The sequence below is a fragment of the Pseudomonas sp. 2995-1 genome, assembly GCF_002742505.1.
Lineage (GTDB): Bacteria > Pseudomonadota > Gammaproteobacteria > Pseudomonadales > Pseudomonadaceae > Aquipseudomonas > Aquipseudomonas sivasensis.
Genome location: NZ_LJSA01000332.1, coordinates 563,399 through 582,077, shown reverse-complemented (window position 1 = coordinate 582,077; position 18,679 = coordinate 563,399). Strand labels below are relative to the sequence as shown.

The 18,679-nt window shown below is 60.5% G+C and carries 16 protein-coding genes; 6 read left to right on the top strand and 10 right to left on the bottom strand.

Features of this window, described 5'->3' with window-relative positions:
- Positions 1-21: 21 nt before the first annotated feature.
- From AOA61_RS11645 to uvrD, 3 genes are all read right to left on the bottom strand, one after another.
- On the bottom strand, positions 22-429 hold the full coding sequence (locus tag AOA61_RS11645) for an SMI1/KNR4 family protein (protein WP_017739032.1): 408 nt from the start codon (positions 427-429) through the stop codon (positions 22-24).
- Between the two features lie 143 nt (positions 430-572).
- The gene (locus AOA61_RS11640) at positions 573-1,442 is read right to left on the bottom strand and encodes a Tim44 domain-containing protein (RefSeq protein WP_032884485.1); all 870 of its coding nucleotides are present in this window, start codon (positions 1,440-1,442) and stop codon (positions 573-575) included.
- 189 nt (positions 1,443-1,631) lie between these two features.
- Positions 1,632-3,815 carry a DNA helicase II gene (gene uvrD / locus AOA61_RS11635; protein WP_095185244.1) on the bottom strand — a complete coding sequence of 728 codons (2,184 nt, stop codon included), beginning with the start codon at positions 3,813-3,815 and terminating at the stop codon, positions 1,632-1,634.
- Between the two features lie 279 nt (positions 3,816-4,094).
- Between uvrD and AOA61_RS11630 the strand changes: the two genes are divergently transcribed.
- The 3 genes from AOA61_RS11630 (at position 4,095) to AOA61_RS11620 (ending at position 8,416) form a co-directional block, all read left to right on the top strand.
- Positions 4,095-6,968, top strand: a complete 2,874-nt coding sequence (locus AOA61_RS11630; protein ID WP_099601782.1) for an EAL domain-containing protein — start codon at positions 4,095-4,097, stop codon at positions 6,966-6,968.
- 161 nt (positions 6,969-7,129) lie between these two features.
- Positions 7,130-7,996 carry a transcriptional regulator HexR gene (gene hexR, locus AOA61_RS11625; protein WP_003177007.1) on the top strand — a complete coding sequence of 289 codons (867 nt, stop codon included), beginning with the start codon at positions 7,130-7,132 and terminating at the stop codon, positions 7,994-7,996.
- Positions 7,997-8,218: 222 nt separating this feature from the next.
- Entirely contained in the window at positions 8,219-8,416 is a 198-nt protein-coding gene (locus AOA61_RS11620) for a PA3496 family putative envelope integrity protein (RefSeq protein WP_099601781.1), read from the top strand.
- On the opposite strand, the gene AOA61_RS11615 is transcribed toward AOA61_RS11620, so the two are convergent.
- Positions 8,346-9,320 (bottom strand): LysR family transcriptional regulator, encoded by a 975-nt coding sequence (locus AOA61_RS11615; RefSeq protein WP_032884482.1) that lies wholly within the window; start codon positions 9,318-9,320, stop codon positions 8,346-8,348. The genes AOA61_RS11620 and AOA61_RS11615 overlap by 71 nt on opposite strands.
- A 194-nt stretch (positions 9,321-9,514) precedes the next feature.
- Here AOA61_RS11615 and AOA61_RS11610 point away from each other — a divergent pair, with 194 nt between their 5' ends.
- Together AOA61_RS11610 and oadA are read left to right on the top strand one after the other, a co-directional pair.
- Positions 9,515-10,930 (top strand): acetyl-CoA carboxylase biotin carboxylase subunit, encoded by a 1,416-nt coding sequence (locus AOA61_RS11610; protein ID WP_003213442.1) that lies wholly within the window; start codon positions 9,515-9,517, stop codon positions 10,928-10,930.
- 11 nt (positions 10,931-10,941) lie between these two features.
- Entirely contained in the window at positions 10,942-12,750 is a 1,809-nt protein-coding gene (oadA, locus tag AOA61_RS11605) for a sodium-extruding oxaloacetate decarboxylase subunit alpha (RefSeq protein WP_099601780.1), read from the top strand.
- A gap of 60 nt (positions 12,751-12,810) precedes the next feature.
- On the opposite strand, the gene AOA61_RS11600 is transcribed toward oadA, so the two are convergent.
- The 3 genes from AOA61_RS11600 to AOA61_RS11590 form a co-directional block, all read right to left on the bottom strand.
- Positions 12,811-14,121 (bottom strand): autotransporter domain-containing protein, encoded by a 1,311-nt coding sequence (locus AOA61_RS11600; RefSeq protein WP_099601779.1) that lies wholly within the window; start codon positions 14,119-14,121, stop codon positions 12,811-12,813.
- A gap of 162 nt (positions 14,122-14,283) precedes the next feature.
- On the bottom strand, positions 14,284-15,054 hold the full coding sequence (locus tag AOA61_RS11595) for an amino acid ABC transporter permease (protein WP_032884479.1): 771 nt from the start codon (positions 15,052-15,054) through the stop codon (positions 14,284-14,286).
- Positions 15,051-15,872, bottom strand: coding sequence for an ABC transporter substrate-binding protein (locus AOA61_RS11590; RefSeq protein WP_032884478.1), 822 nt, complete (start codon positions 15,870-15,872; stop codon positions 15,051-15,053). The genes AOA61_RS11595 and AOA61_RS11590 overlap by 4 nt, the downstream gene beginning before the upstream one ends.
- 112 nt (positions 15,873-15,984) lie before the next feature.
- Between AOA61_RS11590 and AOA61_RS11585 the strand changes: the two genes are divergently transcribed.
- Entirely contained in the window at positions 15,985-16,881 is an 897-nt protein-coding gene (locus tag AOA61_RS11585) for a homocysteine S-methyltransferase family protein (RefSeq protein WP_095185240.1), read from the top strand.
- A 3-nt stretch (positions 16,882-16,884) separates the two neighbouring features.
- Here the strand turns inward: AOA61_RS11585 and AOA61_RS11580 are convergent, their stop codons facing one another.
- From AOA61_RS11580 to AOA61_RS11570, 3 genes are read right to left on the bottom strand one after another with little or no spacing between them, the layout of a single operon-like run.
- Positions 16,885-17,559 (bottom strand): GNAT family N-acetyltransferase, encoded by a 675-nt coding sequence (locus AOA61_RS11580; RefSeq protein ID WP_032884476.1) that lies wholly within the window; start codon positions 17,557-17,559, stop codon positions 16,885-16,887.
- Between the two features lie 10 nt (positions 17,560-17,569).
- The gene (locus AOA61_RS11575) at positions 17,570-18,016 is read right to left on the bottom strand and encodes a GNAT family N-acetyltransferase (protein WP_099601778.1); all 447 of its coding nucleotides are present in this window, start codon (positions 18,014-18,016) and stop codon (positions 17,570-17,572) included.
- Positions 18,013-18,651: an FMN-binding negative transcriptional regulator gene (locus tag AOA61_RS11570; protein ID WP_099601777.1), complete on the bottom strand. Its 639-nt coding sequence runs from the start codon at positions 18,649-18,651 to the stop codon at positions 18,013-18,015. Before AOA61_RS11570 ends, AOA61_RS11575 begins: the two co-directional genes overlap by 4 nt.
- Positions 18,652-18,679 lie beyond the last annotated feature (28 nt).

Here is an 18,679-nt window from a genome sequence, read left to right as displayed (position 1 = left end):
GTCCGCCACGGGTAACAGGACTCAGCTTTCCAGCCAAACATCCCGCGCCCAGTGCCACACCGATTCCCACGTTTCTTCGGTGACGAGTTCTTCTTCGCCGGACCACAACACCACGGTGCCGTCTTCTTCAACGCAGTAGTAGTCGTCGCCGTCCTGGCAGATCGGGATCATGCTGCGGTCAACGCCGGCATCCCAGGCGTTGGCTGCCACATCCGGCAGGTACGTGTGGGATTGCGGGTCGGTGACGGTCACCGGTTCCAGGCTGCCGTACACCACATCGCTGACGGTCAGCAGGAATTCACGGAAGACAAACGGGATGTCGATGAACAGTTGTTCTTCGATTTCCACCAGTTGATCTTCGTCAGGCAGTTCCAGAGGAACCGGGACCGGTTCGTTGGCTTCACGCAATTGTTCGATGATTTCTTCCACGGCCGGGATCCTCTTGCTAGATGGCGCGGTTTATAGGGGCGTTTTATACAGTAGCTCGCTATAAGTGCAACCGTGAAATAGAAAACCCCGGACATGAGACATGTCCGGGGTTTTTCGTTACGGCGTGCTCAAGCGCGTGGGTATCAGCCGTTTTGGCGAATACCGGCGACCAGCCATGGCTGGTTCTCGCCTTGAGGGCGTTCCATGTTCCAGCTTTCGCTGAACACTTCGCCCTGGTCGAAACGCGAGGTCTTCGACACACCGCTGAAGGTCAGGGTAGCGATGGTCTTGTCGGCGCGATCATCCACACCGTCCAACTGAACGCGCAGGTCGTCAATGTAGGTCGACTGGAACGCGTCGCCGATCTCGGCACGTTCGCGTTTGAGGAACTCCAGCAGTTGCGGGGTCACGAACTCGGCGATCTTGTCCATTTCGTTGGCGTCCCAGTGTTGCTGCAGGGACTGGAAGTGGCTGCGGGCCGCTTCGACGAAGCGCTCTTCATTGAACCAGGCCGGTGCGTTGATCACCGGACGGGCCGCAGCAGGCGCTGCCGAACCACCAAAGATCGAGCCCATGGCTGGTTTCTGCTCGAACACTTCACGCTGCATTGGCGCGCCGGCTGGAGCCAGGTGCTCCTGCTGCTTGCGGCGACGGGCGGCGATAAAGCGGAAGACCAGGAAGGCGATGACGGCCATGATCAGGATGTCGAAGATCTGCATGCCCTCGAAGCCGCCGCCCATGAACATGGAGGCGAGCAGGCCACCGGCCGCGATACCGGCCAGAGGGCCAAGCCAGCGTGAAGCACCGCCAGCCTTGGCTGCGGCGCCAGCAGCACCGGCTGCGCCTGCGGAAGCGGCAGCACCGCCTGCACCGGCGGATGGAGCCATTTGGCTGGTCTGGTGAGTCGGTGCCGCACCCGAGCTTTTGCCGCCACCGAAGCGTTTGGCGTTGGCGTCGAGGCTCATCGTCAGGCCGATGCACAACGCCATGGCGATGCTAAGAAAACGTTTCATAAAGGGAATTCCCATTTGTGGATTGCACGCGCGCCATGTTGCACAGGTGTAGTGGCAGTGGCTAGCGGCATAATGTTTCGGGCTTTTGCGTAAGACCGATTCCGAAGGATCTGTAGGACTGATTACTGATATTGGCCCGCGCTCGTTGAATACAAGGGCGGGCCAATAAGCTTCATGTAGGCAAATGTTTCAGACTGCTTCGAGCTTCGCGTAACCCATCATCAGCCATTTGCTACCTTCGGCGAAGTTCACCTGCACTCGTGCCTGGGCGCCAGCACCTTCGAAATTGAGGATCACGCCCTCACCGAAGACCGCATGCCTGACCTGCTGGCCCAAGCTGAACGGAGTTTCCGGAATCTCGGAACCGGCAAACATACTGCTGGAGTTCTGCTGTTGGCCGCCACCGAACGGGCGGCTGACGCTGTTGGACAGGCGAACTTCCTGAATAAGGCCCTTCGGTACTTCACGTACGAAGCGCGACACCTTGTTGTAGGTCTCGCTGCCGTACAGGCGTCGGGTCTCGGCGTAGGTCATGACCAGGTTCTGCATCGCCCGAGTGATACCCACGTAGGCCAGGCGACGTTCTTCTTCAAGACGGCCGGGCTCTTCCAGGCTCATCTTGTGGGGGAACAGGCCTTCTTCCATGCCCACCAGGAACACGTACGGGAATTCCAGGCCCTTGGCGCTGTGCAAGGTCATCAGCTGGATGCTGTCTTCATGCTCATCGGCCTGGGTATCACCGGCTTCCAGCGAGGCGTGCCCGAGGAATGCGGCGAGTGGGGTCAGCTCTTCGTCTTCCTCGGTGTTTTCGAACGCGCGGGCGGCGCTGACCAGTTCCTCAAGGTTTTCTACTCGGGCCTGGCCTTTTTCGCCTTTTTCCGCTTCGTGATAGGCGATCAGTCCGGACTGCTCGATCACGGTCTGGGTCATCAAGTGCAGGGGCATTTCCAGGCACTTGGCGGCCAGATTCTCGATCAGCTCTACAAACACGCCCAGCGCACCCGCTGCCCGCCCGGTCAGGCCTTTGTTGGCGATCAGCAAGCGCATGGCTTCCCACATCGACACGTCGGCGTGGCGCGCGTGGTCGCGGATTGCTTCGACGGTTTTTTCGCCGATACCGCGGGCCGGGATATTGATCACTCGCTCCAGCGCCGCATCATTGCCGCGACCTTCCAGCAAGCGCAGGTAGGCCATGGCGTTCTTGATTTCCGCACGCTCGAAGAAGCGCTGACCGCCATAGATGCGGTACGGGATGCGTTCGCGCAGCAAGGCTTCTTCCAATACCCGCGATTGGGCGTTGGAGCGGTACAGAATCGCGATATCGCTACGTGCCAGGCCGGTTTTCAGGGCGCTTTCAATGGTTTCCACCACATAGCGCGCTTCATCGTGCTCGTTGAAGGCTGCGTACAGATTGATCGCTTCGCCTTCGCCGCCGTCGGTCCACAGCTCTTTGCCCAGGCGTCCGGTATTGTTGGCGATCAAGGCGTTGGCGGCCTTGAGGATGCCAGCGGTAGAACGGTAGTTCTGCTCCAGACGGATAGTGACCGCGTCCGGGAAGTCTTCGGAATACTGGTAGATGTTCTCGATTTTCGCGCCACGCCAGCCGTAGATGGACTGGTCGTCGTCACCCACTACCATCAGGCTGTCGCCGCCCTTGGCCAGCAGGCGCAACCAGGCGTACTGCACGGCGTTGGTGTCCTGGAACTCATCCACCAGAATGTGGCGGAAGCGTTTCTGGTAATGGGCCAGCAAGCCGGGGTTGTCGCGCCACAGGTCGAGGGCGCGCAGCAGCAGTTCGGAGAAGTCGATCACGCCGGCACGTGCGCAAGCAGCCTCATAGGCTTCATAAATGCTGCGCATGGTGGCCAAGAAAAGATCGCCGCTGGCTTGAATATGTTGCGGGCGCAGGCCTTCGTCTTTCTGGCCGTTGATAAACCACTGCGCCTGGCGCACGGGCCAACGCTGTTCGTCGAGGCCGAGTTCGCGGATCACGCGCTTGACCAGGCGTTGCTGGTCGTCGCTGTCAAGGATCTGGAAGGTCTGGGCGAGGCCAGCTTCCTGCCAATGGGCCCGCAACAGGCGGTGCGCAAGGCCGTGGAAGGTGCCGACCCACATGCCGGCCGGGCTGATGCCCATCAACTGTTCGATGCGATGGCGCATCTCGGCAGCGGCCTTGTTGGTGAACGTCACCGACAGGATTGAGTGCGGAGACGCGTTTTCGACCTGGATCAACCAGGCGATACGGTGCACCAGCACTCGGGTTTTACCGGAGCCAGCACCGGCCAGGACCAACTGACGGCCAACGGGGGCCGCTACGGCCTGGCGTTGGGCATCGTTGAGGGAGTTCAGCAAAAGAGAGAGATCATCGCGCATCGGCGCATTCTAGGGTGCTGGGGGGAGTCGGGCAAATCCCAATGCCGGGTGGTCGATGGAAAATATTCAACGTGATCCGGGCCGGCTCAATATTCTGCTCAGGGTGATGACCGGTCGGTCAATGCCCACAGCCCGCGCCGGGTCTCGCTGAAGCCGTCTGGCACCGAGCTTTGCGGCGTGTGACCACGCAGTTTTTATGACGTGGAGCAGTTTGGCCCAAGCGTTTGCTTGTGTATGCTCCGTCCACGTTTCGGGCTCACCATTATAAGAACACTGCCTATGACCCTCAGCACCGACCTGCCTGGCCCCTCGATGGCGCCTGCGCAGGTTATCCGTAAACACTACGCCACTGAGATGGCGGTCGAGCGCACTCGCCTGTTGTATCAAGGTTCGCTGCTGCCGACCCTATTAATGTTGGTGAACGGCCTGGTATGCGCCTGGCTGCTGTGGAACCCCAAACAATACGTGCTCGACAGCATCTGGCTGGTGTGGCTCCTCGCCCTGGTGGCCATGCGCGTGATCCAGGTGGCAGCGTTTGATTCGGCGATGCCCAGCCGACAGGCGCAGCCGGTGTGGCGGCGCATGTTCATGCTCGGTTCGGCGGTCAGTGGCCTGACGCTGGCCACTGCGGCCATCGCCCTGGCGCCGGTCAACAGCTTCATGCAGCAAGCCTGGGTGTTCGGCCTGATCGGCGCGGCGACATTATCGGCCAGCGTGGCCTACGCCGTGAGCCTGCCGGCGTTTCTATCCTTCGCTGTGCCGTGCCTGGTGCCGTCTATTGTCTACCTGTTATGGGATGGTAGCCCGCAGCAACAAGGTTGGGGTGTGCTCGGCCTGATCCTGCTGGTGTCGCTGAACCTGGTGGCCTGGCAGGTCAACCGCCTGATCCAGCGTGAACTCCTGCGGCGTTTCCAGAACCAGGCGCTGATCGAGCATCTCCAGCAGGCGCAGCAGCGCAGCGAACAGTTGAATCAGGATTTGGTGCGTGAAGTCGAGCAGCGCCGTCAGGTCGAACAAGAGCTGCGCGAAGCCCAGATCGGCCTGCAGGACCGTGTGGCGCAACGTAGTCAGGAGTTGGACGTCGCCAGCCTGGCCCTGAATAAAAGTGAAGCGCGTCTGGCCATGGCGTTGCAAGCCAGCGAACTGGGCTTGTGGGACTGGAACCTGCAAACCGACGAAGTCCATCACACCCAGCTCAAAGAGCTATTCGGCCTGGAGCCGGAGTACGTCACGGCCATGCTCGGCCACCTCAAACCGCGCTTGCACCCGGATGACTTACCGTTGCTCAAACGCGCGTTGGTGGAGCACCTCAAGGGGCGCACCGAGGATTACCAGGTGGAATACCGCGTGCGCCATGGCGATGGTCACTGGGTATGGATCGAAGACCGTGGCCGCGCGGTGGAGCGCGCTGCGAGCGGGCGAGTAATTCGAATGCTCGGTACGCGGCGCGACATCAGTGCCGGCAAGGCGCTCGAAGAACAACAGCGGCTGGCCTCGACGGTGTTCGAAGCCGCCAGCGAAGGCATCGTGATCCTCGACCCGGATTACGCGCTGATCGCAGTCAACCAGGCCTTCAGTCGCGTCACCGGTTTTGACATTGATGACATGCTCGGTCGCAACGTGGTGGAGCTACCCAGCAGCCGCGATGCCCGACGCCACTTCCCGGTGATCCGCCAAGCTTTGCTCAGTCACGGCACCTGGCAGGGTGAACTGGTGGAAACACGCAAGAACGGCGAGCTTTACCCGCAGTGGCTGCAATTGAATGTTGTGCGTGATGTTCGTGGAAAAGTCAGTCACATCGTGGGCTTCTTCGCTGATCTGTCGGCGCGGCGCGAGTCCGAGGAGCGCATGCGCTACCTCACTCACTACGATGAATTGACCGGACTGGCCAACCGCTCGCTGTTCCGCGAACGGCTGCGCGAAGCCCACCAGCGCGTGCGCCAGGGCGGGCGCAGTCTGGCGTTGCTGCATATCAACCTGGACCGCTTCAAGCTGCTCAATGACAGCTTGGGCCATGAGGTGGCCGATCAGTTGCTGCAAAAGATGGCCCGCCGGTTGATCAACGCCTTGCCCGAAGCCGACACCATTGCACGCCTGTCCGGCGATGAGTTCGCTGTCTTGTTCGACGCCTACGGTAGCCTGTCGAGCCTGGCGCGGGTGGCCACGCGGCTGCTGGCCAAGCTGCGAGTGCCGGTGACGGTGGAGGGGCATGAGCTGGTGGTTAGCGCTTCGATGGGCGTGAGTTTGCTGCCGGACAATGCGCGTGAAATTTCCGAGCTGGTCAACCAATCGAATATGGCCATGCAACACGCCAAGCACCTGGGCGGCAACAACTTCCAGTTCTACACCGACAGCCTGCAAGGCAGCACCCTTGAGCGCCTGCAGTTGGAAAACCATCTGCGTAAAGCCATCGAGGAGCGCCAGCTTTCGGTGTTCTACCAGCCGAAACTGTGCCTGGCCACCGGTAGGCTCAATGCTGCTGAAGCGTTGGTGCGTTGGGAGCACCCGCAATGGGGCATGGTGCCGCCCTGCGACTTTATCGGCCTGGCCGAAGAAACGGGCCTTATCGTGCCGCTGGGCGAATTCGTGTTGCGCGAGGCTTGCTGGCAAGCCTGTGAATGGCAGCGCCAGGGGTTGGCTTCGATTCGGGTGTCGGTGAATCTCTCGGTTCACCAATTGCGCCAGGGCAAGCTGGTCAGCCTGGTGCGCCAAGTATTGGAAGAAACCGGCCTGGACCCGCAATACCTGGAGCTGGAACTGACTGAGAGCCAACTGCTCGACAGCGTTGAACACATCATCGCCACTTTCCAGCAACTGCGTGACCTGGGGGTGAAGCTTGCCATCGATGACTTTGGCACGGGTTACTCGTCCCTCAGCTACCTCAAGCGCATCCCTGTGGACTACGTGAAAATCGACCAGACCTTTATCCGTGGGCTCGGACAGGGGCGCGAGGATGCGGCCATCACCCGAGCGATTATCGCTATGGCCCACGGCTTGGCGCTCAAGGTCGTGGCCGAAGGCGTGGAAGATCAGCAGCAGCTGGATTTCCTGCGGGCGGAGCGTTGCGACGAAGTACAGGGGTATTTGATCAGCCGGCCGATGCAGGCTGACGGGTTGGCAGAATTGTTACGGAAAAATGCAGATTATCCTTAGCGACGCCAAGGGCGCCGGAGTGGCTACAAAGCTCCTGGCCTTTGAATATGAGGGTGGCAGGGCAATTAAGTGATGCGTCGGACGGGCAAAACGACAATTCTTGTAGTATAACTACAAGCTTGCTACATCCCCTGGCCCTGCCAATAACAAGAGTCCGTCCTTTGAACCTGTTGCAACATATCGCCCAGTCGCGCCACCTGTTACGCAAATCGGAACTCAAGGTTGCCGATCACGTGCTGCTTGACCCTGCGGCTGTGATGCACAGTTCCATGGCCGACTTGGCCCACAGCGTTGGCATCAGCGAGCCCACCATCGTGCGCTTCTGCCGCGCCATCGGTTGCTCCGGGTTCCAGGACCTGAAACTCAAATTGGCCCAAAGCCTGGCCGCCGGTGCCAGTTTTGGTCAGTTTGCAATCCATGAAGACGACTCCGTCGCCGATTACAGCCTCAAGATCTTTGACACCACCTTGCACACCCTCATGGAAGTGCGCGAGAAGCTCGACCCGGTGGAGCTGCAAAAAGCCGTGACTGCCATGTCCCAGGCTCAGCGTGTGGAGTTCTACGGCTTCGGTGCGTCCGGCGCGGTGGCGGCAGATGCCCAGCACAAATTCTTCCGCCTGCTGCTGACAGCAGCGGCGTACAGCGACCCGCATATGCAGGCGATGTCGGCGGTGACTTTGAAACCGACGGATGTGGCGATCTGTATTTCCCAGTCGGGCCGCTCCAAGGACCTGCTGATCACCGCCAATCTGGTGCGTGAAAGCGGCGCGTCGTTGATTACTCTGTGCCCGAGCCAGACGCCGTTGGCCGAACTGTCCACAGTCAACCTGGCGATCGACGTGCATGAAGACACCGAGATCTACACGCCTCTGACGTCACGCATCGCCCATCTGGTGGTGATCGACGTGTTGGCGATGGGCGTGGCCATGGCGCGCGGACCGAGCCTGGTCAACCACCTCAAGAGTGTGAAGCGCAGCTTGCGTAGCCTGCGGTTGTCGCCCAAGTCCGTCAAAGCCCTCGACGACTGATCCAGGGCCATACACGCTCAAAATGTGGGGGGGCTTGCTCCCGATAGCAGTGGGTCAGTCAAAGAGAAATCGGCTGATGTACTGTAATCGGGAGCAAGCCCCCTCCCACATTTGGATTGTTTACCTATTCGGAAGATTCATCGTCCTGTAACCCCCGCGCCGTTAAACCGTCATCGCTACGACCCATCCTGTACTCCCCGTACTCGCTTTGGGAGACACCAAATGGCCCGTCCCTACGAAGACAGCAACAGCACCGTAAAGACCCGTCGTCAGCAGGAAGACCAGCGTCGCATGGCGTTCCGTCGCGCAATTGAAGACCGTTGCCAGGAGCGCCAACTGCTCCAGAGCATCAGTGACTACCCAGAACTCCACTGGCAGGCACCCGCGGCTGCCCAGCGAAGCGTTCAGCCAGTGCGCTGATTTGCACCCGCTCGCTGCGGATAAAGCCCAGGAACGCATGGGCCACCGGTGACAGGCGCTTGGCCTTGGCCTGCACCAGGCACCAACTGCGGTACAGCGGCAGCTCTTCCACCGGCAGCTCCTTGAGCCCGCCGGTGGCCAGTTCCATATTCACCGCATGGCGCGTCAGCAAAGCCACGCCCAAGCCTGCGCACACGCATTCACGCTGCGCCTCGGCCGAAGCCACTTCCACCGTCTGGGTGAAGTGCACGCGCTTCTCCTTGAAATACTCCTCGCAGGCCAGTCGCGTGCCGGAGCCCGGTTCGCGCACCAATAGTGTGTAAGGCTCCAGGTCTTGCAGACGCAGTGGCCCCTGCAGACTCAATGGATGATCGGGTGGAGCGACGGCAACAATCGGATTGTTGAGAAACGGCAGGAATTCCAACCCCATGTCTTGGGGCACCATGGACATAATCACGAGGTCGTCGCGGTTGTCGGAAAGACGCCGGATCACCTGGGCGCGGTTGACCACTGTCAGGTGCAGTTGTACTTCCGGATGCTGGCGCTTGAACGCGGCAAACAGGTGCGGCACGAAATACTTGGCACTGGATTCAATCGCGAGCTTTAGCTGACCTTGCAATGAACCTTGCATGTCCGACAGCTGCATATCGAGGTTTTCCAGGCGCCCGAAGATGTCACGACTGGCCCGTTGCAGCGCCTCGGCGGCCTCGGTCATGTAGAGTTTTTTACCGACGTAATCGAAGAGCGGCTGGCCGATCAGCTCCTCCAGCTGACGAATTTGCAGGCTGACGGCCGGTTGTGTCAGAGACATTTCCTCGGCTGCACGGCTGTAAGAGCGTAAATCGCACACTTCATTGAAAATCTGCAATTGACGCAATGTCATACGCATCAATGACTTACGCATAATTCAAATACCCATCCCGGCCGTAATGCGGTGACTATAAGTCTTTACTTATACACAACCCAATAATTATTGATTTTTGTTAATCCCTGCTGGGGCTTAGTGTGTGTCTCGCGACTGTCATGAAACATTTAGTCACGCGCCGACCCAGCTCCAGGGGTCGAAGAACGCAGCAATCGGCTCAAGGGAATTTCCAAGTGATAAAAAAGATCCTGATCGCCAACCGTGGTGAAATTGCCGTACGAATCGTGCGTGCCTGCGCCGAGATGGGCATTCGCTCGGTCGCGGTCTATTCCGACGCCGACCGCCACGCGTTGCACGTTAAACGTGCCGACGAAGCTCACAGCATTGGTGCCGAGCCTTTGGCCGGTTATCTAAACCCGCGCAAGCTGGTGAACCTGGCCGTGGAAACCGGTTGTGATGCGCTGCATCCTGGCTATGGCTTCCTGTCGGAAAATGCCGAGTTGGCAGACATCTGTGCTGAGCGTGGGATCAAGTTCATCGGCCCGTCCGCTGAAGTGATCCGCCGCATGGGCGACAAGACCGAAGCGCGCCGCAGCATGATCAAAGCCGGCGTGCCGGTCACGCCAGGCACCGAAGGCAACGTCGCCGACATCGCCGAAGCCCTCACCGAAGGCGACCGCATTGGTTACCCGGTGATGCTCAAGGCCACCTCGGGTGGTGGCGGTCGCGGGATTCGTCGTTGCAACAGTCGCGAAGAACTTGAACAAGCCTTCCCCCGCGTCATCTCCGAAGCCACCAAGGCCTTTGGTTCGGCGGAAGTGTTCCTGGAAAAATGCATCGTCAATCCCAAGCACATTGAGGCGCAGATCCTCGGTGACAGCTTCGGCAACGTGGTGCACCTGTTCGAGCGTGATTGCTCGATCCAGCGTCGCAACCAGAAGCTGATCGAGATCGCCCCAAGCCCACAGCTGACCCCTGAACAGCGCGCCTACATCGGCGACCTGTCGGTGCGCGCGGCCAAGGCCGTGGGCTACGAGAACGCCGGTACCGTGGAGTTCCTGCTCGCCGAGGGCGAGGTGTACTTCATGGAAATGAACACCCGGGTTCAGGTGGAACACACCATCACCGAAGAAATCACCGGGATCGACATCGTTCGTGAGCAGATCCGCATCGCCTCGGGCCTGCCTCTGTCGGTGAAACAGGAAGACATCCAGCACCGTGGCTTCGCGTTGCAGTTCCGCATCAACGCGGAAGACCCGAAAAACAACTTCCTCCCAAGCTTCGGCAAGATCACTCGTTATTACGCGCCCGGCGGTCCCGGCGTGCGCACTGACACGGCTATCTATACCGGCTACACCATCCCGCCGTTCTACGACTCCATGTGCCTGAAACTGGTGGTGTGGGCGTTGACCTGGGAAGAAGCCATGGACCGCGGCCTGCGTGCCCTGGACGACATGCGCCTGCAAGGCGTGAAGACCACCGCCGCCTACTACCAGGAAATCCTGCGTAACCCGGAATTCCGTAGCGGCCAGTTCAACACCAGTTTTGTGGAAAGCCACCCTGAGCTGACCAACTACTCGATCAAGCGCAAACCCGAAGAGCTGGCCCTGGCCATCGCCGCCGCCATCGCCGCCCACGCAGGCCTGTGAGGAATACAACAATGACCAAGAAAATCTTCGTAACCGACACCATCCTGCGCGACGCCCACCAATCGTTGCTGGCGACCCGCATGCGTACCGACGACATGCTGCCGATCTGCGACAAGCTCGACAAAGTCGGCTACTGGTCCCTGGAAGTCTGGGGCGGCGCGACCTTCGACGCCTGCGTACGCTTTCTGAAAGAAGACCCGTGGGAGCGTCTGCGCAAACTGCGCGCCGCGTTGCCTAACACCCGCCTGCAAATGTTGCTGCGTGGTCAGAACCTGCTGGGCTACCGCCATTACAGCGACGATGTGGTGAAAGCCTTCGTCGCCAAGGCAGCAGTGAATGGCATCGATGTGTTCCGTATCTTCGATGCGATGAACGATGTGCGTAACCTGCGCGTGGCCATCGAAGCCGTAAAAGCCGCCGGCAAACATGCCCAAGGCACCATCGCTTACACCACGAGCCCGGTGCACACCATCGACGCGTTCGTGGCGCAGGCCAAGCAACTGGAATCCATGGGTTGCGATTCGATCGCGATCAAGGACATGGCCGGCCTGCTGACCCCATACGCCACCGGCGAGCTGGTCAAGGCGCTGAAGGCCGAGCAGAACCTGCCGATCTTCATCCACTCCCATGACACCGCCGGCTTGGCCGCGATGTGCCAACTCAAGGCCATCGAAAACGGTGCCGACCATATCGACACGGCCATCTCCAGCTTCGCCTGGGGCACCAGCCACCCGGGTACCGAGTCGATGGTCGCCGCCCTTAAAGGCAGCGAATTCGATACCGGCCTCGACTTGGAACTGCTGCAAGAGATCGGTCTGTACTTCTACGCCGTGCGCAAGAAGTACCACCAGTTCGAAAGCGAATTCACCGCCGTCGACACCCGTGTGCAAGTCAACCAGGTACCGGGCGGGATGATTTCCAACCTGGCCAACCAGTTGAAAGAGCAGGGCGCCCTCAACCGCATGAGCGAAGTACTGGCCGAAATCCCGCGTGTGCGTGAAGACCTCGGCTTCCCGCCGCTGGTGACGCCAACGTCGCAGATCGTCGGCACTCAAGCGTTCTTCAACGTGCTGGCCGGTGAGCGCTACAAGACCATCACCAATGAGGTGAAGCTCTACCTGCAAGGCGGCTACGGCAAAGCGCCGGGCACTGTGAACGAGAAGTTGCGTCGCCAGGCCATCGGCAGCGAAGAAGTGATCGACGTGCGCCCAGCCGACCTGCTTAAGCCAGAGATGACCAAGCTGCGCGGAGAAATCGGCGCATTGGCCAAATCCGAAGAAGACGTGCTGACCTACGCCATGTTCCCGGACATCGGCCGCAAGTTCCTCGAAGAGCGCGACGCCGGCACCTTGGCCCCTGAAGTGCTGTTACCCATCCCTGAAGCCGGCGGCGTAGCCCGTGCCGGTGGCGAAGGTGTGCCGACCGAGTTCGTCATCGACGTACACGGCGAAAGCTACCGCGTGGACATCACCGGTGTCGGCGTAAAAGCCGAAGGTAAGCGTCATTTCTACCTGTCCATCGACGGCATGCCGGAAGAAGTGGTGTTCGAGCCGCTCAACGAATTTGTCGGCGGCGGCAGCAGCAAGCGCAAGCAGGCCAGCGAGCCGGGCCATGTCAGCACCGCAATGCCGGGCAATATCGTTGACGTGCTGGTCAAGGAAGGCGACGTGGTCAAGGCCGGTCAGGCGGTGTTGATTACCGAAGCCATGAAGATGGAAACCGAAGTGCAGGCACCGATTGCCGGCAAGGTAACCGCTGTCCATGTGGCCAAGGGCGACCGGGTGAACCCTGGCGAAATCTTGATTGAAGTCGAAGGCTGATACAGCCTTCGACACTAACGTTTAATCCTCGGGGGGCATGTGCCCCCTTTTTTTTCGCCTTTAAAACGCCATCGCCCACTGGCCCGTCAGACCCTGGTTGCGGCTGTTGCTGCCAAATTCCGCGGTGTAGGCCAGGCCGACGCTGTGTTCCGCCGACAGCGTCAGGTCCAGGCCGGTGCGCAGCGCGAGGCTGTTGCGGTCAAGAGACGTGCCGCCGATGGTGAACTCACTGTTGAAGTCCTCGCGTTTTTCATGGACGAAGGACTGGCGCACGCGGCTGTCGACGTTGCCATACAGGTGTTTCCAACTGCTGCTCAGGTGCGGTTTGAGGATCATGCGGTTGCCCAGCGCGAAGTCTTGGGAGACTCGCACGCCGAAGGTATTGCTGAGGTTCTGCTGGGTTTGTGTGCCAACGTTCAGCGCGCCGTAGCCGCCTTTTTCCTCGAAACGATCACGCTGGTAGCGCTGGAAACCGACGGCGGCATAGGGCTCGGCGCGCCAGCCGGCAGCGTCCAACTGATAGCCCAACTCGGCAAAAGCGTTCTGGCTGTGGGCCTTGTATTTGCCGCTGAGCTGCTCACGATAGTCGAGCAAGCCTAGATCGACCGAGCGTTTGTTCTGCCCGCGATGGCTGCTGTAAAGCGCACCGAGGCGCATCGAGAGCGGCCCGTCCTGACGTGCGGCGTAGGTGCCGAGGTGCCAGCTGTCCACTTCACCCTTGAAACCCTTGGTGCTCAAGCCGCTGCCGGACTTGCCGCCCACCACACCGATTCGCCACGCGTGGTCGATTGACCAGTCGGCGCCGAGCAGCACGCCTTGGGTGCTTTGGCTCAAGCCGGCGCTGCCGTGTTGAGCGTCGAGCCTGCCGCCGCTGTCCAGGCCCTGCAGCCAAACTCGGCCTGTCTCGCGGGTGTCCATATCTAACTGACGTACTGCCGAGAGCAGGCTGGCGTTCAACTGCTTCAGGGCGTTTTGCGTGGCGGTGCCCAGATTGGCGTTTTGGCTGCCGGCCAGTTGCTCAAGCGCGGCCCCGACCTGGCCGGGTGCAAGGCTGGACAGGTACTGGCCGTAATCGTCCAGCTCGTCCTTGGCCTGTTCGCTGATTTCGCCCGACGCGTACAGTTCATCCACGGCAGCGTCGAGCACGCGGGCGACGTTCAGGCCGTTGCGACTCGTCGCCCGATCCGCGAAGTAGAAGTCATCTGGCCCTGGGACGGCCGGTTCGAACTGTCGGCTTTCATCGGGCATGACAATCCAATCAAGCCATTCGCTGTCCGGCTCCATATCGCCCCGTGCCTGCGCGTCTTGAGTACTCGCGACACCCAGCGACAGCATGATCGCCAGTGCGAGTTGTTTGTGTATGAACGGCATGTAGGCCCACCTCTTGATATTTGAGGCGGGGAATTTAGCGATGCTCAGGCGGGATAAATGTCAGGCGCAGTGCCGCTGGATTGCAGGAGACTTCCCAGGTCTTGTGCGATAAGGCGCGCGGTTTGCAGAGGGGGGGCGGGTGCGACGCCCGCTCTACTGACTTCACCCGCGCCGAACGTAGCCCTTACCAAAGTGACGTTCCATCCGCGCCTGGATCAATTCCAGGGCGAGGGACATCACCCAGTAGATGATTGCGGCGGTGGTGAGCATCTCGATGTAGCGATAGCTTGAGCGGCCGTAGGATTGCGCGAGGAACATCACTTCCCACACGCCCATCACCGAGATCAGGGACGAGTCCTTGAGCATCGAGATGAATTGGTTAGTCGCGGGCGGAACAATGGTGCGCATGGCTTGGGGCAGGGTGACGTGCCAGAAGATCGCGTTATCGCGCATGCCCAGCGCGAGGGCGGCTTCGCGTTGGCCGTGGGGCACGCCAAGGATGCCGGCGCGGAAGATTTCGCTCAGGTACGCGCCATAGTTCAGCGACAGAGCAATGATCCCAGCCGTGATCGCGCCGGGCACCAGGCCCAGTTGCGGCATGCCCAGATAGATCAGCAGGATCTGGATCAGCAACGGCGTGCCACGGAAGAACGAGGCGTAGAAGGTGGCGATGCCAAACGCCACCGCGCTGCTGGACAGGCGCCCCAGTGCCGTGACGAAGCCCAGCGCCGACGACACCAGAATCGAACACAGGCACAGGAACAGCGTTAACGCCGCGCCCTGCAGGAAACCATTGGGCGCCAGGTGCAGGCCGACCAGGTTGGGCAGCTTGTCGAGAATGATCGAGAACTTCAGGTCAAAGCTCAGGAAGAAGCTCGCAAACAGGGCGAACAGCGCCGCCCAGGTCAGGTAAAGCCGCGTGCGAAAACTCATCGGCTGATATCAGCGCCGATCCATTTTTGCGACAGCTTGCTCAAGGTGCCGTCCTGCTTGAGCTGGGCAAACACCTCACGCACTTTGCTGTCCCACGCGGCGTCGCCTTTTTCGATAGCTACCGAGTTGGGCTCCGAGTACAGCGGTTCGCCAGCAAGCTTGAAGCGTTTGTCCTGGGTCAGGCGAGGCTGTGCGGTCACCAGGTTGGTAAGGATCGCGTCCAGGCGCACGCCAGCGCCGAGGCCGAGGTCTTGGAAGGCGACGTTGTCAGTGTCGTACGGCGCGATCTGCACCTCTTCGAACGGGTACTGCAGTTGTGTGTCTTCGGCGCCTTCGATCACCAGGTTCTTGTTCAGGTAGCTTTCATAGCTGGAGGCACTGGTGAGGCCGACTTTCTTGCCGCTCAAATCCTTGGCGGCGTGAATGCGGTCGTCCTTGGCATTGACCACGATCACGGCCGGCGAGGCGTAGTACTCCACCGGGAAGTCGAACACTTCGGCGCGGGCCTTGCTCGGGGTCATCGAGCAGATGCAAATATCGTAGCGCCCGCTCCAGCGGCCAGCGGCGATCACGTCCCACGATGGCGTTTCCAGACGCAGCTTCACACCCAATTTTTGCGCCACGGCCTTGGCCACATCGACGTCAAAACCATCCAACTGGTTCTGGTCATTGAGAAACGAGAACGGCGGATAGCTTTCCATCAGCACGCCCACCAGCTCTTTTTTCTGTTCGATCCGGTCCAGGGTCGTACCGCCAAACGCCTGGGTGGAGGCAGCCAGTGTCATCAGGCCCAGGGCCAGCAGGGGTTTAAGTTTCACGAAGGACACCTTTAGAAAAAAGAGTTGGTATGAAGCGAATTGAACGTATTAAATAGTTATAAGAACGACTCTCATAGTGAGTTATTTTCATAAGCTTATGAGTAAAAAGCATATGGGCGCAGAAACAGTAATTCTCGATGGCGGCATGGGCCGTGAACTGCAGCGCCGTGGCGCGCCGTTTCGCCAGCCGGAGTGGTCGGCATTGGCGCTGAGCGAAGCGCCGCAGGCGGTGGAGGCTGTGCATGCGGCCTATATCGACAGCGGTGCCAACGTGATCACCAGCAACAGCTACGCGGTGGTGCCGTTTCATATCGGTGAAGCGCGGTTTGCTGCCGAAGGCCAGGCCTTGGCGGCGTTGGCCGGCGAATTGGCGCGTCGTGCGGTAACGGCGTCGGGCAAAAACGTGCGGGTGGCCGGTTCGCTGCCGCCGCTGTTTGGCTCCTATCGTCCGGACTTGTTTGAAGCACAGCGCGTGTCTGAGTTGCTCACCCCACTGGTGCAGGGGCTCGCGCCCCACGTCGACTTGTGGCTGGCGGAAACCCAGAGTTCAATCGTCGAGGCGCGGGCGATTCATGCGGGCCTGCCTCAGGATGGCAAGCCGTTCTGGCTGTCGTTTACCTTGAAAGATGAAGACACTGACGACGTCCCGCGCCTGCGCTCCGGCGAGCCGGTGGCAGACGCGGCCGAAGTGGCGGCGCAGTTGGGTGTGCAAGTGTTGTTGTTCAATTGCAGCCAGCCGGAAGTGATTGGCGCGGCCATCGACGCGGCGCGTCAAACCTTCGAGCGTCTGGGCGTGTCGATCCAGATCGGCGCCTACGCCAATGCCTTCCCGCCGCAACCCAAGGAAGCCACGGCCAACGATGGCCTGGATCCGTTGCGCGAGGACCTCGATCCGCCGGGCTACCTGCATTGGGCCGCGGACTGGCAGAAACGCGGTGCCAGCCACCTGGGCGGTTGCTGCGGGATCGGGCCGGAGCACATTGCGGTGCTGGCCCAGAAGCTGAACTAAGGCTTAAGCCTGGCGGCACTGCGCCAGGCTTTTTACCTGACCCGAGGCGGTTTGGTTGGACTCCGACAACCACGCCTCAAACCCCGCGCCCACCGTCGGCCATTCCGAATCCAAAATCGAATACCACGCCGTATCCCGGTTCTGCCCCTTGACCACCATATGCTGGCGGAACACCCCCTCAAAACTGAACCCCAACCGCTCAGCCGCATATTTGGAGCGGGCGTTGCCGTTGTTGCACTTCCATTCCAGGCGGCGGTAGCCCTGCTCGAACGCGTATTTGGCCAAGAGGTACACCGCTTCGGTGCTTTTGGGTGAGCGCTGCATCGGCGCGCCGAAGGTGACATGCCCGATTTCTATGCGGCCTTGGGCCGGGACGATGGACATCAGGCTGAGGATGCCCTGCACCTGGCCGGTCGCGCGGTCGACGATGCTGAAGAAGTACGGGTCGGTATTGGCCGCGTGGTTGTTCAGCCACGCATCGAACGCGGCGCGCTCGGTAAACGGGCCGTACGGCAAGTAATCCCACAGCTTGGGGTCGGCGCCGGGGCCTTCGAGGGCTTGCCACAGTTGATCGGCGTGGCGCGCCGGGTCGAGTTTTTCCAGGTGGATAAAGCGCCCTTCGAGCAGTTGAGCGGTGGGCGCCGGGACGCCTTTCCAGTCGGCGAGGGAAGTAGACATGCTGCGCTCCTTAAAGACCTTTACGAAATTGAATGAAGCCAGGGCGTTCGGCGATGCGCTCGTAGAGTTGGATCGCGGTGGCGTTGGTCTCGTGGGTCAGCCAGTGCACCTTGCAGCAGCCGTCGGCCTTGGCAGTGGCGTAGACGAACTCGATCAGTTTATGGCCGACACCGGTGCCGCGTTGGGCAGGGTCCACCAGCAAATCCTGCAAATAGCAGGAGTTCTCGATGCTCCAATTAGATCGGTGATAGATGAAGTTGACCATGCCCACCGCCTTGCCGTCCTGCCAGGCCAGTGCCGAATGGGTCGGCTCGCTGGCGTCGATCAGGCGCTGCCAGGTGCTTTGGCTGACGGCGTCCGGCAGTTCGGTGTTGTAGAACGTCAAGTACGCCTGCCACAGCGGCAACCAGGCGGCGTGGTCGGCTGCGGTGACCTGGCGGATGTCGATCTGGCTCATTCTGAAACTCCTTGGGGAATAAAACGTGCGAGGGTCTGGTCGCGCACGTCCGCGCTGGCGGCGAGGCCATCGCGCACGCCGGCGATGTCCGCCGCGCTGCGGTTCTGGCTGAGTTTGCGTTTGCCGATCAGGCGCTCGATGGGCAATGCAAAGCCGACGATGGCCTTGAGCATGCCGTCGATGTAATCAGCGGGGGCGTCGCTGACTTTCCATGGTTGCGCACGGTTACCTTCGTGGCGGTCGGTGAGGGCGCTGACCAGCGCCAGCAGGCGCTCGGCATCGGTAAACACCTCGGCCTTGCCGTAGGCATGCACGGCGATGTAATTCCAGGTCGGCACCACTTTGCCGTGCTCGGCCTTGGCCGGGTAAAACGCCGGGCTGATGTACGCGTCGGCGCCGGCAAAAATCAGCAGGGCGTCGTTGCCATTCTGTAAATCGCGCCACTGCGGATTGGCCTTGGCCAAGTGCCCGTAAAGCGTGCCGTTGGGGCCTTCATCGGGGTTGAGCAGCAGCGGCAAGTGGCTGGCTTGCAGGCCTTGCTCGCCAAAGGTCACCAGTTGCGCCAGGCGGGAGTGCTGGATCAATTGATGCAGTTCGGGTAAGTCGTCGAGGGCAAAGGCGCGAGGTGTGTACATGAATATTTTCCTTGGCGAATGCCAGTAT